Here is a 15584-nt window from a genome sequence, read left to right as displayed (position 1 = left end):
GCGGCATCCCGAGAGAGAAGACATGACCGACGAACACCGCTTCGGCTTCCGTACCCGCGCCCTTCACGCCGGAGGGACCCCGGATGCCGCCACCGGCGCCCGCGCCGTGCCGATCTACCAGACCTCCTCGTTCGTCTTCGACGACGCGACGGATGCCGCGAACCTCTTCGCGCTGCAGAAGTACGGCAACATCTACTCCCGCATCGGCAACCCCACCGTCGCCGCGCTCGAGGAGCGCCTCGCCTCGCTCGAGGGCGGGATCGGCGCCGTCGCGACGGCGTCGGGCATGAGTGCGGAGTTCATCACGTTCGCCGCCCTCGTCGGCGTCGGCGACCACGTCGTGGCCTCGGCGCAGCTCTACGGCGGAACCGTGACGCAGCTCGACGTGACGCTCCGCCGCTTCGGCGTCGACACCACGTTCGTCGCCTCGAGCGATCCGGCCGACTACGCCGCGGCGATCCGGCCCGAGACGAAGGTCCTCTACGTCGAGACGATCGGCAACCCGTCGGGCGAGATCGCCGACATCGAGGGTCTCGCCGAGGTCGCTCACGCGGCCGGCATCCCGCTCGTCGTCGACTCGACCCTCGCGACCCCGTATCTCGCCCGGCCGCTCGAACACGGCGCGGACATCGTCATCCATTCGGTCACCAAGTTCCTCGGCGGGCACGGCACCACCCTCGGCGGCGTGGTCGTCGAGAAGGGGACGTTCGACTGGGGCAACGGGAAGTTCCCGCAGATGACCGAGCCGGTGGCCTCCTACGGCGGCATCCGCTGGTGGGACAACTTCGGCGAGTACGGCTTCCTCACCAAGCTCCGCACCGAGCAGCTCCGCGACATCGGTGCGGCGCTCAGCCCGCACTCCGCGTTCCTGCTGCTGCAGGGCGTCGAGACCCTGCCGCAGCGCATCGACGCGCATCTCGCCAATGCGCGCATCGTCGCCGAGTGGCTGGACTGCGACCCCCGCGTCTCGTTCGTGACGTGGGCGGGGCTTCCCGGTCATCCGCACCATGCACGGGCGCAGAAGTACCTGCCGCTCGGACCGGGGTCGGTCTTCGCGTTCGGCGTGAAGGCGGGCGACGGGACGTCGACCGAGGCGGAGCGGGTGGCCGCGGGACGCCGCGCCGGGGAGGCCGTCATCGACGCGCTGCAGCTCGCCTCTCACCTGGCCAACATCGGCGACGCGCGGACCCTCGTCATCCACCCCGCCTCGACGACGCACCAGCAGCTGAGCGCCGAGCAGCTCGTCGCCGCCGGCGTCCCCGCCGACCTCATCCGCATCTCGGTCGGTCTCGAAGACCCCGAGGACATCATCTGGGACCTCGATCAGGCCCTCACCCGAGCCACAGGAGTCAGCCGATGAGCGACGCGAACGCGTGCGCCCTGCCCGCACCCGCCGGGCACCACCCCGCCCGCCGCACGTGGCCCGCCGCCGGCGCGCAGGAACGGTTCGAGATCCTCCGCCGGGCGAAGACGGTCGCGATCGTCGGCGCCTCCGATAACCCGGCGCGGGCGAGCTACTTCGTCGCGACCTACCTGCGGGGGAGCTCGCCGTACGACGTGTACTACGTCAACCCGCGGGCCACCGAGATCCTCGGGCAGCCTGCGTACGCCTCGCTCGCCGACCTCCCCGTCGCCCCCGACATCGTCGACGTGTTCCGAAAGCACGACGACCTGCCCGGCGTCGCGCAGGAGGCGGTGGATGCTGGCGCCTCGACCCTCTGGCTGCAGCTCGGCTCGTGGCACGAGGGAGCCGCGAAGATCGCCGCCGGCGCGGGACTGTCGGTCGTCATGGACCGCTGCGTCAAGATAGAGCACGCGCGCTTCCACGGCGGGCTGCACCTCGCCGGGTTCGACACCGGAGTGCTGAGCTCGAAGCGGCAGCTGCTCAGCCGGTGACAGCCCGCGCGGCGGAACCACCGCGCGCCCTGTAGACTGGCGGGATGCCGCGCCGCGCACACGCGCGTCCGTGCAGTCTTCTCGCCTCACCGATCCTGGAGGACCACCATGGCCAACCGTGACCAGGGCATCATCGACCCGCCCATCGACGCACTGCTCGACAAGGTCGACTCGAAGTACCAGCTCGTGATCTACGCATCCAAGCGTGCGCGTCAGATCAACGACTACTACTCGGACCTCCACGAGGGCAACCTCTTCGACAACGTGGGCCCCCTCGTCGACTCGAACGTCGAGGACAAGCCCCTCACGATCGCCCTCCACGAGATCCACGAGGACAAGCTGCGCCTGCGCGCGGCCGAGTGACCTCGACGTCATGACCCGGGCGCCACACGGCGTCATCCTCATGCCCGCGAATCCCCCATGTCGGGGACCGCGGGCATGATGGTTTCCACACCCCCGATCCGCCCTCTGGAGGACCGATGACCGCGCTGCGCCTGTTCACGTCGGAGTCCGTGACCGAAGGTCACCCCGACAAGATCTGCGACCAGATCTCCGACAGCATCCTCGACGCCCTGCTCGAGCTCGACCCCGGCAGCCGCGTCGCCGTCGAGACCCTCGTCACCACGGGGCTCGTCCACGTCGCGGGCGAGGTGCGCACCGACGGCTACGTCGACATCCCCGGGATCGTCCGTCGCGTCGTGAACCGCATCGGCTACACCTCGTCCGAGACCGGCTTCGACGGCGACTCCTGCGGCGTGACGGTCTCGATCGGCGAGCAGTCCGGCGACATCGCCGCGGGTGTCGACAACGCGCTCGAGCACCGCGAAGGCGGTTCGGTGGACCCCGTCGACGCGCTCGGGGCGGGTGACCAGGGCATCATGTTCGGCTACGCCACGAACGAGACGCCGCAGTACATGCCGACCGCGATCTGGACGGCGCACCGCCTCGCCGAGCGGCTGACCGACGCCCGCCGCAGCGGCGCCCTGCCCTTTCTCCGTCCCGACGGCAAGACGCAGGTGACCCTCGGGTACGACGGCACGACGCCGCGCACCGTCGACACCGTGGTGCTGTCGACGCAGCACCACCCCGACATCTCGCTGCCGGCGCTCCGCGCGGCGGTCCAGGCCGAGGTCATCGACCCCGTCCTCGCCCAGACGGGGCTCGACGTCTCGGACGTCCGGTACGTCATCAACCCGGCAGGCCCCTTCGTCGTCGGCGGCCCGAAGGGCGATGCGGGCCTGACGGGACGCAAGATCATCATCGACACCTACGGCGGCGCCGCCCGACACGGCGGCGGGGCGTTCAGCGGCAAGGACCCGTCCAAGGTCGACCGTTCGGCGGCGTACGCGATGCGCTGGGTCGCCAAGAACGCGGTCGCGGCGGGTCTGGCCGATCGTCTCGAGGTGCAGGTGGCGTACGCCATCGGCCGCGCCGCGCCGGTCGGGCTCTACGTCGAGACCTTCGGCACCGGTCACGTCTCCGATGAGGCGATCACGGCCGCGATCCGCGACGTGTTCGACCTGCGCCCCCAGGCGATCATCGACGACCTCGACCTGCTGCGTCCCATCTACGCGCAGACCGCCGCGTACGGGCACTTCGGGCGCGAACTCCCCGAGTTCACCTGGGAGCGCACCGACCGCGTCGACGCGTTGCGGGCCGCCGCCGGTCTCTGACCCCGTGATCGACGTCGCGCGGGTCCTCATCGACTCGCCGCTGCCGCAGCTCGACCGGCTCTTCGACTACGCCGTCCCGAGCGCCCTCCGGGAGCACGTCCGCCCGGGCGTGCGTGTGAAGGTGCCGCTGCGGAGCGCCGGACGCGTGGTCGAGGCCTGGGTCATCGAGCGCGCCGAGGTCGAGCCGGGCGGGAGACCGCTGTCCGAGGTGGCCTCGGTCGTCTCCCTCGTCCCGATCCTCCCCGACGGGCTCTACCGGCTCGCCCGACGCGTGGCGGACCGCGCCGCCGGCTCGGCGAGCGACATCCTGCGTCTGGCTGTCCCCAAACGGATGGTGCGCGCAGAGAAGGCGTGGGTCGCAGCCGAGCCCCCCGCGCCGCCGACGGTGGACCCGGATGCCGCGACCCGCGCACGCGCGGTGGCATCGGCGTACCCCGGGCTCGCCGATGCGGTACTCGCGGGGGAGCGGCTCGCGGTGGATGCGCCCCCGCATCCCTCGCCCGGGCAGCTGCGCGGCGCGTGGGCGGATCTGCTCGCGTCGCTCGCGACCCTCGTCCTGGACGGCGGCCGGAGCGCGCTCATCGTCGTGCCGGACCACCGCGACCAGTCGCAGGTCCTGGAGGCGCTCGCGGCGCTCGTGCCGGCGGACGCCGTCATCCGCGACGACGCCCGGCGGTCGGGACCGGAGAGGTTCGCGACCTACCTCCGGATGCTGAGCCCCGCGCCCTGCATCGTGGTGGGCAACCGGTCGAGCGTCTACGCCCCGGCCCACGACGTCGGTGCGGTCCTCCTGTGGGACGACGGCGACCCGCTGCTCGCCGAGCCGCTGAGTCCCGGGGTCCACGCCCGCGATGCGGCGCTCGTGCGGCAGGAGGAGGAGCATTCCGCCCTCGTCTTCGCCGGTCACACCCGCACGACGGACGTCGAACGCCTCGTCCAGCTCGGCTGGGTGCGGGAGGTGCCCGCGCAGCGCCGCGTCAGCCCGCGGGTCGTCCTGTCGGCCACCCACGAGGCCGAGTACCGGGGCGCCCGCGTGCCGTCCGCGGCCTTCGCCGCCGCGCGCGAAGCCCTGCAGCACGGTCCCGTGCTCGTGCAGGTCGCCCGTCCGGGGTACTCGCCCGTGCTCGTCTGCGCCGAGTGCCGTCACCCGGCGCGGTGTCGACACTGCGCGGGCCCGCTCCGCGCGCGCCGGCCGGGAGCCACCCCGGACTGCGGCTGGTGCGGCCGGTCGGCGCCGAACTGGACCTGCGCGAACTGCCAGGGGACGCGGTTCCGGATGGCGTCGTCGGGCAGCGAGCGCACCGCCGACGAGCTCGGGCGGGCGTTCCCCGGCATCCGGGTCGTCGTCGCCGACGGCGATCACCCCGTCGCGTCCGTCGACGCCCGTCCCGCCCTCGTCATCGCGACGCGGGGCGCGGAGCCGCCCGCCGAGGGCGGGTACCGCGCGGTGATCCTCCTGGACGGCGACAAGATGCTCATGGCCGAGCAGCTGCGCATCGGCGAGTCGTGCCTCCGGTGGTGGTCGAACGCCGCCGCCCTCGCGGCGCCCGGCGCGCCGGTCCACCTCGTCGGGGTCACCGGTCCGGTCGCGCGTGCGCTGGCAACCTGGACGCACGCGGCCTACGCCCGCGCGGAACTGTCCGATCGGGCGCCGCTGCTCATGCCGCCGACGGTCCGGGTCGCCGCCGTCGAAGGGGCCGCGGCATCCGTCGACCGCGCCCTCGCCGAGCTGCGCGAGGAGGTTCCGGGCCTGGGCCCCCTCAGCGTGCTGGGGCCGGTGCCGACCGACGACGGCGCGCGTGCGCTCGTGCGGGTCGACTACGCGCACGGGCGCGCGGTGGCCGAGCAGCTGCGGGCCTCGGTCGTCGCCGACGCCGTCCGCGGCCGACGGCGGGGTCCGGGGCCGCGGACTACACTCAGGGTTCGGCTCGATGTGCCCGAGCTCGATCTGTGAGGACCTGAATGCGCGTCGTTTTCGCCGGAACCCCCGAACCGGCCGTCCCCTCGCTCCGCGCCCTCGCCGCCTCGTCCCACGAGATCGTCGGCGTCGTCACCCGTCGCGACGCCCCCGTCGGACGCAAGCGCGTGCTGACGCCGTCCCCCGTAGCGGTGGCGGCCGAGGAGCTCGGACTGACCGTCGTCAAGGCCGACCGGCTCGACGAAGCGGCGACCGCCGAGATCGCCGCCCTCGGCGCGGACCTCGGTGTCATCGTCGCGTACGGCGGTCTCGTGCGGGAGCCCCTGCTCTCGACGCCCCGGCACGGATGGATCAACCTGCACTTCTCGCTCCTCCCCAAATGGCGCGGCGCCGCGCCGGTGCAGCACGCGCTCATCGCGGGCGACCGGGTGACGGGCGCCAGCGTGTTCCAGCTCGTCCCGGCCCTGGATGCGGGCGACGTGTACGACGAGCTGCGCTACGACGTCCCGCGCGGGGCGACCGCGGGTGACGTGCTCGCCGACCTGGCGATCTCGGGTGCTCAGCTGGTGTCCCGCGTCGTCGACGCGATCGAGGACGGCACCGCCGCCCCGACCCCGCAGCAGGGGGAGCCGACGCTCGCCCCCAAGCTCACGCAGGCGGACGGCGCCCTAGACCTGACGCAGCCCGCCGACCGGGTGGTCGACCGTTTCCGCGGGACGACCCCCGAACCCGGCGCGCACCTGTCCGTCGCCGGCGCACGTGTGAAGATCCACGCGGCCCTGCGCGGTCCCGACACCGGCCTCGAAGTCGGCCGGCTCGCCCTCGTCGGCCGTGACGTGCTCGTGGGGACGGGGAAGGGGACGCTGCTCCTGCGCACCGTGCAGCCCGCCGGCAGGGGCGCCATGCCCGCCGCGGACTGGTGGCGTGGCCTCCGGTCCGACGATCCGCGCGCCGACCTGCCGGGGGAGTCGTCGTGACCGCCGCGCGCGACGTCGCGTACACCGTCATCCACGCGGTCGGTGCGGAGGACGCCTACGCCAACCTCCTGCTCCCGCGCGAACTCGAGCGCGCCCGGCTGTCGACGGCGGATGCCGCTCTCGCCACCGAACTCACCTACGGCACGCTCCGCCGGGTGGGCACCTACGACGCGATCATCGAGATCGCCGCGGCACGCCCGGTCTCGGGCATCGATGCCGCCGTCCTGGACGCGCTGCGGCTGGGGGCGCATCAGCTGCTGGCGACGCGCGTCCCCGCGCACGCCGCGGTCCACGAGACGGTCGACCTCGTGGGGCGCGTCGCCGGACGTCGTGCGACGGGTTTCGCGAACGCCGTCCTCCGCCGCGTGTCCGAACGGGACGCGGACGAGTGGCTGTCGCGTATCGAGGATGCCGCCCGCTCCGACGACGAGCGGCTGTCGGTGCGCTACGCCCATCCCGTCTGGATCATCCGCTCCTTCCGACGCGCCCTCGCCGCGGAGGGTCGCGAGGCGGAGCTGCTCGACCTGCTGGCGGCGGACAACGCCGCTCCGACGGTGACGCTGTCGGCCCTCCCGGGCGTGGGCGAGATCCCGGCGGACGCCGATCGCACGCCGTTCTCGCCGCTGGGCTTCCGGCTCGCCGGCGGCGACCCCGATCGCATCGTGCGCGCCTCGGGCGGTGCCGTGCGCGTCCAGGACGAGGGGTCCCAGCTCGCCGCCCTCGCGCTGTCCCGTGCTCTGCCCGTCCGCAAGGGCGAGCGCTGGCTCGACCTGTGCGCCGCTCCGGGCGGCAAGACGGCGGTCCTCGCGGCCGAGGCGGCCGCGCACGACGCCCGGCTCGAGGCGAACGAGCTCTCCCCGGCACGTGCGCGACTGGTGCGCCAGTCGGTCGCCGCGGTCCCGCTCGAGGTGCCGGTGTCGGAGGAGGACGGCCGCACGCGTGCCGGCAGGGGGGTCTACGACCGCATCCTCGTCGACGCGCCGTGCACCGGACTCGGTGCCCTCCGTCGGCGCCCCGAGGCGCGGTGGCGCAAGGCCCCCGCCGACGTCCCCGAGCTGACGCAGTTGCAGACCGAGCTCCTCACCGCGGCGGTCGACGCGCTCGCTCCCGGCGGGGTCGTCGCCTACGTCACGTGCTCCCCGCACCTGGCCGAGACGGCGGGTGTGGTCGCCGAGGTGGAGCGTCGTTTCGGCGCCGGGCTCACCCAGCTCGACGCCCGCGCGGTGCTCCGTGAGATCTCGGGCGGCGACATCGATCTCGCCGCACCGGCCGACGGTTCCGGTCGAGCGCAGCTGTGGCCGCACCGTCACGCGACCGACGCCATGTCGATCTGGCTGCTGCGCCGTTCGTGACCCTGCAGGAAAGGCGCCGGGATAATGGCTGACGTGGCCGACTCCGACGTACGCATCAACCCCAGCATCCTCGCCGCCGACTTCGTGAACATGCAGGCGGAGCTCGCCCGCATCGCGTCGGCCGACTTCGTCCACGTCGACGTCATGGACAACCATTTCGTGCCGAACCTGACGTTCGGCCTGCAGATGGTCGAGCGCATCCAGGCGACCAGTCCCGTGCCGCTCGACGTGCACCTCATGATCAGCGACGCCGACCGGTGGGCGCCGGGCTACGCCGAGATCGGCGCGGCATCCGTCACCTTCCACCTCGAAGCGGCCGCCGAACCCGTCGCGCTCGCGCGGCGCCTGCGTGACATCGGGGCGCGCGCCGGTGTCGCCGTGAAGCCGGCGACCCCCGTCGAGCAGCTCTTCGACGTGCTCGACGAGTTCGACCAGATCCTCGTGATGACCGTCGAGCCCGGCTTCGGCGGGCAGAGCTTCATGGCCGACCAGATGCCGAAGCTCCGTCGCCTGGCCGACGAGGCGCGCCGGCGCGGGTCGCAGGTCTGGTTGCAGGTCGACGGCGGTATCGGCGAGTCGACCATCGCGCAGGCGGCGGAGGCCGGGGCCGACACGTTCGTGGCGGGCTCCGCGGTGTTCGGCGCCGAGGACCCCGGCGCGGCGATCCGCGCCCTCCGGTCGGCCGCGGCATCCGCTCACCGGCACTGACGGCCTCGTCACGGGAACCGGCCCGCGGCGCCGTGCCGGTACCCTGGAGGGTGTGAAGACCTTCGACGGACTGTTCTCCGAGCTGACCGAGACGGCGCAGACCCGTCCCGAGGGATCCGGAACCGTCGCGCAGCTCGACCGGGGCGTCCACGCGATCGGCAAGAAGATCGTCGAAGAGGCAGCCGAGGTCTGGATGGCCGCCGAGTACCAGTCCGATGCCGAGACGGCCGAGGAGATCTCGCAGCTGCTGTACCACCTGCAGGTGCTGATGCTCGCGAAGGGGCTGACGCTCGAGGACGTGTACCGACATCTCTGATCGGTCCCTCCCGCCGTCCGCACACCTCCACACCGAAAGACGTTCCATGCTGCGCATCGCCGTCCCCAACAAGGGCATGCTCGCCGAGACCACGGCGGGGATGCTCGCCGAAGCCGGGTACACCGGCCGACGCGACCCCAAGGACCTCCACGTCATCGACCCCGTCAACGACGTCGAGTTCTTCTACCTCCGTCCGAAGGACATCGCGACCTACGTCGGCTCCGGCGCGCTCGACGTCGGGATCACCGGCCGCGACCTGCTGCTGGACGCCCGGATGCCGGGGGCCCGCGAGATCGAGCAGCTCGGCTTCGGCGGTTCGACCTTCCGTTTCGCCGGTCCTCCCGGACGCTTCACGGAGCTCGCCGACCTCGACGGTCTGCGCGTCGCGACCGCCTACCCGGGCCTCGTCGACGGCTACCTCGACGAGCACGGCGTGGCTGTGGACCTCGTGCCCCTCGACGGTGCGGTCGAGTCCGCTGTGCAGCTGGGTGTGGCGGATGCCGTCGCCGACGTCGTCTCCACCGGCACGACGCTCCGGCAGGCCGGGCTCGAGATCTTCGGCCCCGTCCTGCTCGAGTCCGAGGCGGTCCTCATCGGCGCCCCGACCGAGGCGCCCGGCACCGAGACGCTGCTGCGGCGCCTGCGCGGCGTGATGGTCGCCCGCCGCTACGTGCTCATCGACTACGACCTGCCGGCGCACCTCGTCGACCAGGCGGTCGCGCTGACACCGGGCATCGAGTCCCCGACGATCTCGCCGCTGCGCGACCCGGAGTGGGTGGCCGTGCGCGTCATGAGCCCGCGCAAGACCGTGAACCAGGTCATGGACGCGCTGTACGAGATCGGCGCCCGCGCGATCCTCGTGACGGCGATCCACAACGCGAGGCTCTGACGTGTCGCTCGTCTGCCGGGTCATCCCGTGCCTCGACGTGGCCGCCGGCAAGGTCGTGAAGGGCGTCAACTTCGAGAACCTGCGCGAGATGGGCGACCCCGTCGAACTCGCCCGCCGGTACTACGAGCAGGGTGCGGACGAGATCACCTTCCTCGACGTCACCGCGACCGTCGACGCGCGCGACACGACCTACGACGTCGTGCAGCGCACCGCCGAGCAGGTCTTCATCCCACTCACGGTCGGCGGCGGCGTGCGCTCGGCCGAGGACGTCGCCCGCCTCCTCGGCGTCGGTGCCGACAAGGTCGGCGTGAACTCGGCGGCCATCGCGCGGCCGGAGCTCCTCGGCGAGATCGCCGACCGGTTCGGCGCGCAGGTGCTCGTCCTGTCGCTCGACGTCAAGCGCGCCCCGCACACTGCCTCCGGGTTCGCCGTCACGACCCACGGCGGCCGCACCCTGACCGACCTCGATGCGCTCGCCTGGGCGCGCGAGGCGATCGAGCGCGGTGCGGGCGAGCTCCTCGTCAACTCGATCGACGCGGACGGCACGAAGGACGGTTTCGACCTCGAGCTCGTCGCTCTCATGCGCGAGGTCTCGTCCGTGCCCGTGATCGCCTCGGGCGGTGCGGGCGACGCGGCCCACTTCGCCCCGGCGATCGAGGCCGGCGCCGACGCGGTGCTCGCGGCATCCGTCTTCCACTCCGGACAGCTGACCGTCGGCGACGTGAAACAGGCCCTCGCGGCCTCGGGCGTGGAGGTGCGGCGATGACCGGATCGATCGACGAGCGCATGGCGCGGGTCGTCTACAACGCGGACGGGCTGGTGCCCGCGATCGTGCAGCAGCACGACACGCGCGAGGTCCTCATGCTGGGGTGGATGGATGCCGAGGCCCTCCGCCGCACGCTCACCGAGGGTCGCGTGACGTTCTGGTCGCGGTCGCGGCAGGAGTACTGGCGCAAGGGCGACACCTCCGGCCACGCGCAGTTCGTCCGCGGCGTGCGCCTCGACTGCGACGGCGACACCCTGCTCGTGAGCGTCGAGCAGGTCGGGGCCGCCTGCCACACCGGCGACCGCACGTGCTTCGACGCCGACGACCTCGACCCCGTGATCGGCGAGTTCTCGTGACCGAGGCCACCGCGCGCCGGATGCGGCTGTCCGCCGTGCTGGCGATCCTCCTCGGCGGCGCGGTCGGCACCATCGGGTCGACCCAGACCTGGCTGAACGCGACCCTGAACGACGGCTCGCAGCTCGCGGTCCCGGTCCCCGGCGCCGACGCGCTGGCGGTGCTCGCGCCGCTCAGCCTCGCCGCGCTCGCGCTCGGCCTCGCGCTCACGATCGTCGGGCGTGCGCTCCGCTACGTCTTCGCGGTCGTCGCGATCGGCCTGGGGGCGGGGCTCGGCTGGGGCTCGTACCGCATCGCAGCGGAGCAGCCCATCGACGCCGTCGCAGGGCCGGTGACGGACGCCACGGGCCTCAGCGGCGCGCAGGGCATCTCCGGCATCGTGTCCGGGATCACGGCGACGCCCTGGCCCGGCGTGACGGCCGCGGCATCCGTCCTCATCGTGCTGGGCGGGGTGGTCGTCCTCGCGACCGCGCACCGGTGGAGCGCCGGCGGCCGCAAGTACCGCACGACGCGGGCCGCGGGGACCGGCCCCCGCGACAGCATCGATTCCTGGGACGACCTGTCCCGCGGTGAGGATCCGACGAGCTGACGCGTCCGGGGCGGGGGAGGGTGCCCGCCCCGCTAGACTGGTGGTGCGGCTCCGGTCGCCCCCGAACCTGCATGCGAAGGAGAACAATGAGCGGCATCGAGGACCCCGGCCACGGACACTCCCCGGCGGCATGGACGACGGTCGTCATCATGCTCATCGCCCTGACGATCGGCACCGTCTTCTTCTTCCTCGAGATGCCGATCATGGTCTGGCTCTCGGTCGTCCTGCTGGTCATCGGCCTCATCGTCGGCTACATCATGACCAAGGCGGGCTACGGCGTCGGCGGATCCAAGACCGTCTCGAAGCAGCACTGACGTGCTCGCCGACCTGACGGCCGGCGCGGTGGAGGATGCACGGGAGCGGGAGACCGTCCGCCCCCTGGCCGTGGTGGAAAAGCTCGCGCTCGCGCAGCCTGCCGCCATCGATGCGCTGGCCGCCCTCGCCCCTGCCGACCGCGTCAAGATCATCGCCGAGGTCAAGCGTGCGAGCCCGTCGCGCGGTGACCTCGCCGAGATCCCCGATCCCGCCCTGCAGGCGCGTCGCTACGAGATCGGGGGAGCGTCCGCGATCTCGGTGCTCACCGAGGGGCGCAAGTTCAAGGGTTCGCTCGCCGACCTCGAGTCGGTACGGGCGGCCGTCACCCTCCCGGTGCTCCGCAAGGACTTCATCGCGACGCCGTACCAGGTGTTCGAGGCCCGCGCCGCCGGCGCCGACCTCGTCCTCCTCATCGTCGCCGGTCTCGAGCAGCGCGTGCTGGCCGAGCTGTACGACCTCGTGGTGGAACTCGGCATGACGCCTCTCGTCGAGACCCATTCCGCCGAAGAGGTCGCGCGAGCGAACGACATCGGCGCGCGCCTGGTGGGCGTCAACGCCCGCAACCTCTCCACCTTCGAGCTCGACCGGGACCTCTTCGGCCGGCTCGCTCCCGAGCTGCCGGACGGCGTCATCAAGATCGCCGAGTCCGCCGTGCTCTCACCCGCCGACGTCGCCCACTACCGCGGCGCCGGCGCCGACGTCGTGCTGATCGGCGAAGCGCTCGTCACGAACGACCCCGTGTCGACGCTCGCCGCCTTCCTGGAGGCAGGCTCATGAGTCTTCGCGCAGTGAACGGTCCCTTCTTCGGCGAGTTCGGCGGGCGGTACATGCCCGAGTCGCTGATCGCGGCGATCGACGAGCTCACGGCGGTCTACGAGGACGCGAAGGCCGACCCCGCCTTCGCGGCCGAGTTCGCCCGCTTGCTGAACGTCTACGCGGGGCGGCCCTCCGCCCTCACCGAGGTGCCGCGCTTCGCCGAGCACGCCGGCGGCGCACGCATCTTCCTCAAGCGCGAGGACCTCAACCACACCGGGTCGCACAAGATCAACAACGTGATCGGCCAGGCGCTCATCACCCAGAAGCTCGGTAAGAAGCGGGTCATCGCCGAGACCGGCGCCGGCCAGCACGGCGTCGCCACGGCGACCGCCGCCGCGCTTTTCGGCTTCGAGTGCACGATCTACATGGGCGAGGTCGACACCGAGCGCCAGGCCCTCAACGTCGCCCGGATGCGGCTGCTGGGCGCCGAGGTCGTGCCGGTCACGACCGGCTCCCGCACCCTCAAGGACGCCATCAACGAGGCGTACCGCGACTGGGTCGCCTCGGTCGAGACGACCAACTACATCTTCGGCACCGCCGCGGGCCCGCACCCGTTCCCGGCGATGGTGCGCGACTTCCAGAAGGTCATCAGCGAGGAGGCGCGTCAGCAGCTCCTCGACGAGACCGGCCGCCTCCCCGACGCCGTCATCGCGTGCGTCGGCGGCGGGTCGAACGCGATCGGCATGTTCGACGCGTTCCTCGACGACGAGGGCGTCGCGCTGTACGGCGTGGAGGCCGCCGGCGACGGCGTCGACACGCCGAAGCACGCGGCTTCCATCGAACGCGGCCGTCCCGGCATCCTCCACGGTGCGAAGACCTTCGTCCTGCAGGACGAGGACGGGCAGACGACCGAGTCGCACTCGATCTCCGCCGGCCTCGACTACCCGGGCGTGGGGCCCGAGCATGCGTGGCTCGCGAGCATCGGCCGCGCGCAGTACATCCCCGCGACCGACACCGAGGCCATGGAGGCGCTGCGCCTGCTGAGCCGCACCGAGGGCATCATCCCCGCGATCGAGTCGGCGCACGCCCTCGCCGGCGCACTCCGCATCGGCCGCGAGCTCGGTCCGGACGCGATCCTCGCCGTCAACCTGTCCGGCCGCGGCGACAAGGACATGGACACAGCCGCGCGCTGGTTCGAGCTGTACGACGCCGACAAGGAGCCCGTCGAGGTCCCCGCCGACCCCGAGCACGGCAGCGGCGAAGGGGTCGAGCTGTGAGCTCGCGCGTCGCGGCCGCGATCGCCGCCGCCAAGGAATCCGGCCGCGGCGCGTTCGTCGGCTACCTCCCGATCGGGTACCCCGACCTGCAGACGAGCATCGACGCCGCCGTGGCCCTGGCCGACAACGGCGCCGACATCCTCGAGCTCGGCCCGCCCTACTCCGACCCCGTCATGGACGGCGTCGTCATCCAGGAGGCCACGCAGGCCGCTCTCGCGGCGGGCTTCCGCTTCCGCGACACGTTCACGGCCGTCCGCGCGATCGCCGAGCGCGTCGACGTGCCGATCGTCGTCATGACGTACTGGAACCCCGTGTTCCAGTACGGCGTGGACCGGTTCGCCGACGACCTCGCCGCCGCCGGCGGAGCGGGACTCATCACCCCCGACATCACGCCCGACGCGGCGGCCGAGTGGATCGCCGCCTCCGAGCGCACCGGGCTCGATCGCATCTTCCTCGCGGCGCCGTCCTCGACCGACGAGCGCATCAGGATGATCGCCGAGCACTCCACCGGCTTCGTGTACACCGTCTCGACGATGGGCATCACGGGGGAGCGGACGGAGTTGGATGCCGCGGCCCGCGCCCTCGTCGATCGCCTGCGCGCGCACGGCGTCGAGAACGCCTGCGTCGGCATCGGCATCTCGACGGCCGACCAGGTCGACGGGGTCCTCGACTACGCCGACGGCGCCATCGTGGGCACCGCGCTCGTGCGCGCGCTCCGCGACGGCGGTGTGGACGGCCTCGCCGCCACGACCCGTGAGCTGTCCCGCGGCGCAGGACCGCGTCCGGGCACCGCGTAGACTCGCCGTCGTGACTTCTGCAGCCCTCTCCGTCGTCGCGAGCATCCCCAGCCCGCCGATCAGTTCGTTCCAGCTCGGCCCGCTGACGATCCACTTCTACGCCCTCTGCATCCTCGCGGGCATCGTGGTGGCCACGTTCTGGACCAACCGCCGTCTGACCAAGCGCGGCGCGGAGCCGTGGGTCGTCATCGACATCGCGCTGCTCGCGGTGCCGCTGGCCATCATCGGCGCACGCATCTTCCACGTCCTCACGCACCCGGGGTTCTACTTCGGCGAGGACAAGGACCTGTGGGCGATCTTCCGCATTTGGGAGGGCGGCATCGCCATCTTCGGCGCCCTCATCGGCGGCGCCGTGGGTGCGTGGCTCGGCTGCAAGTGGAGCGGCATCCGCTTCTGGACCTTCGCCGACGCGCTCGCGCCGGCTCTCCTGCTGGCGCAGGCGTTCGGCCGCTTCGGCAACTGGTTCAACCAGGAGCTCTACGGCCTGCCCACCGACCTGCCGTGGGGCCTGGAGATCACGTACCCGAACCCGGCCTGGCCGGCGGGTCTGCCCGAAGACACCCTCTTCCACCCGACGTTCCTCTACGAGGTCATCTGGAACGTCATGGGCGTGATCATCATCGCCGCGGCCGGTCGCCGTTTCCGTCTGCAGTGGGGCCGGTTGTTCGGCCTGTACCTCGTCTGGTACTCCGCCGGCCGCATCGTGTGGGAATCCATCCGCATCGACCCGAGCGAGGTCTACCTGGGGCTCCGCACCAACGTGTGGGCCGCGATCCTCGGCGTCGTCGTGGGTCTGGTCATCATGATCGTGCAGAAGCGCCGCCACCCGGGCTTCGAGCCGTCGCCGTACCAGCCGGGGCGCGAATGGACTCCTCCGGGCGCGGTACACTCGCAGGGAACCGATGACTTCGTCGACGTGAGCGCACCCCCCGCGTCCGAAGAATCCTCCGACTCGGCCACAAGCTCAGTCACCACCCGATAGCACCGCAGGGCCGACGTCG

Annotated in this window: 18 protein-coding genes; all 18 read left to right on the top strand. The window is 72.3% G+C overall.

Features of this window, described 5'->3' with window-relative positions; genetic code table 11:
- The first annotated feature begins 22 nt into the window (after window positions 1–22).
- The 18 genes from AYL44_RS04735 to lgt all read left to right on the top strand — a co-directional run bounded on the left by AYL44_RS04735 (window position 23) and on the right by lgt (window position 15565).
- The gene (locus AYL44_RS04735; protein ID WP_064002063.1) at window positions 23–1360 is read left to right on the top strand and encodes an O-acetylhomoserine aminocarboxypropyltransferase/cysteine synthase family protein; all 1338 of its coding nucleotides are present in this window, start codon (window positions 23–25) and stop codon (window positions 1358–1360) included.
- Window positions 1357–1896: a CoA-binding protein gene (locus AYL44_RS04730; protein WP_064002062.1), complete on the top strand. Its 540-nt coding sequence runs from the start codon at window positions 1357–1359 to the stop codon at window positions 1894–1896. The genes AYL44_RS04735 and AYL44_RS04730 overlap by 4 nt, the downstream gene beginning before the upstream one ends.
- Window positions 1897–2004: 108 nt before the next feature.
- Window positions 2005–2259, top strand: coding sequence for a DNA-directed RNA polymerase subunit omega (rpoZ, locus tag AYL44_RS04725; protein ID WP_064002061.1), 255 nt, complete (start codon window positions 2005–2007; stop codon window positions 2257–2259).
- 116 nt (window positions 2260–2375) lie between these two features.
- Window positions 2376–3569 (top strand): methionine adenosyltransferase, encoded by a 1194-nt coding sequence (gene metK, locus AYL44_RS04720; RefSeq protein ID WP_064002060.1) that lies wholly within the window; start codon window positions 2376–2378, stop codon window positions 3567–3569.
- 4 nt (window positions 3570–3573) lie between these two features.
- A complete protein-coding gene (locus AYL44_RS04715; protein WP_064002059.1) occupies window positions 3574–5523 on the top strand; it encodes a hypothetical protein in 1950 nt (649 codons plus the stop codon).
- 8 nt (window positions 5524–5531) lie between these two features.
- A complete protein-coding gene (fmt, locus tag AYL44_RS04710; RefSeq protein WP_064002058.1) occupies window positions 5532–6464 on the top strand; it encodes a methionyl-tRNA formyltransferase in 933 nt (310 codons plus the stop codon).
- On the top strand, window positions 6461–7816 hold the full coding sequence (locus AYL44_RS04705; RefSeq protein WP_064002057.1) for an RsmB/NOP family class I SAM-dependent RNA methyltransferase: 1356 nt from the start codon (window positions 6461–6463) through the stop codon (window positions 7814–7816). Before fmt ends, AYL44_RS04705 begins: the two co-directional genes overlap by 4 nt.
- Window positions 7817–7840: 24 nt before the next feature.
- Entirely contained in the window at window positions 7841–8524 is a 684-nt protein-coding gene (gene rpe / locus AYL44_RS04700) for a ribulose-phosphate 3-epimerase (protein ID WP_064002056.1), read from the top strand.
- 52 nt (window positions 8525–8576) lie between these two features.
- On the top strand, window positions 8577–8840 hold the full coding sequence (locus AYL44_RS04695; RefSeq protein ID WP_064002055.1) for a phosphoribosyl-ATP diphosphatase: 264 nt from the start codon (window positions 8577–8579) through the stop codon (window positions 8838–8840).
- Window positions 8841–8886: 46 nt separating this feature from the next.
- Window positions 8887–9729, top strand: a complete 843-nt coding sequence (hisG, locus tag AYL44_RS04690) for an ATP phosphoribosyltransferase (RefSeq protein WP_064002054.1) — start codon at window positions 8887–8889, stop codon at window positions 9727–9729.
- A gap of 1 nt (window position 9730) precedes the next feature.
- Entirely contained in the window at window positions 9731–10495 is a 765-nt protein-coding gene (hisF, locus tag AYL44_RS04685; RefSeq protein ID WP_064002053.1) for an imidazole glycerol phosphate synthase subunit HisF, read from the top strand.
- Entirely contained in the window at window positions 10492–10851 is a 360-nt protein-coding gene (hisI, locus tag AYL44_RS04680) for a phosphoribosyl-AMP cyclohydrolase (protein WP_064002052.1), read from the top strand. The genes hisF and hisI overlap by 4 nt, the downstream gene beginning before the upstream one ends.
- Complete coding sequence (locus AYL44_RS04675) at window positions 10848–11438, top strand: Trp biosynthesis-associated membrane protein (RefSeq protein WP_064002051.1); 591 nt, start codon at window positions 10848–10850, stop codon at window positions 11436–11438. The genes hisI and AYL44_RS04675 overlap by 4 nt, the downstream gene beginning before the upstream one ends.
- Window positions 11439–11524: 86 nt before the next feature.
- Window positions 11525–11752: a DUF6704 family protein gene (locus tag AYL44_RS04670; protein WP_064002050.1), complete on the top strand. Its 228-nt coding sequence runs from the start codon at window positions 11525–11527 to the stop codon at window positions 11750–11752.
- 1 nt (window position 11753) lies between these two features.
- A complete protein-coding gene (trpC, locus tag AYL44_RS04665; protein WP_064002049.1) occupies window positions 11754–12530 on the top strand; it encodes an indole-3-glycerol phosphate synthase TrpC in 777 nt (258 codons plus the stop codon).
- Window positions 12527–13786, top strand: coding sequence for a tryptophan synthase subunit beta (gene trpB / locus AYL44_RS04660; protein ID WP_064002048.1), 1260 nt, complete (start codon window positions 12527–12529; stop codon window positions 13784–13786). The genes trpC and trpB overlap by 4 nt, the downstream gene beginning before the upstream one ends.
- Entirely contained in the window at window positions 13783–14583 is an 801-nt protein-coding gene (gene trpA, locus AYL44_RS04655) for a tryptophan synthase subunit alpha (RefSeq protein WP_064002047.1), read from the top strand. The genes trpB and trpA overlap by 4 nt, the downstream gene beginning before the upstream one ends.
- 10 nt (window positions 14584–14593) lie before the next feature.
- The gene (gene lgt / locus AYL44_RS04650) at window positions 14594–15565 is read left to right on the top strand and encodes a prolipoprotein diacylglyceryl transferase (RefSeq protein ID WP_064002482.1); all 972 of its coding nucleotides are present in this window, start codon (window positions 14594–14596) and stop codon (window positions 15563–15565) included.
- Window positions 15566–15584 lie beyond the last annotated feature (19 nt).

The organism is Microbacterium oleivorans (assembly GCF_001644225.1).
Classification (GTDB): Bacteria; Actinomycetota; Actinomycetes; order Actinomycetales; family Microbacteriaceae; genus Microbacterium; species Microbacterium gawkjiense.
The sequence above is the reverse complement of the archived record's forward strand: the minus strand, read 5'-3'. Positions and strand labels throughout refer to the sequence as shown.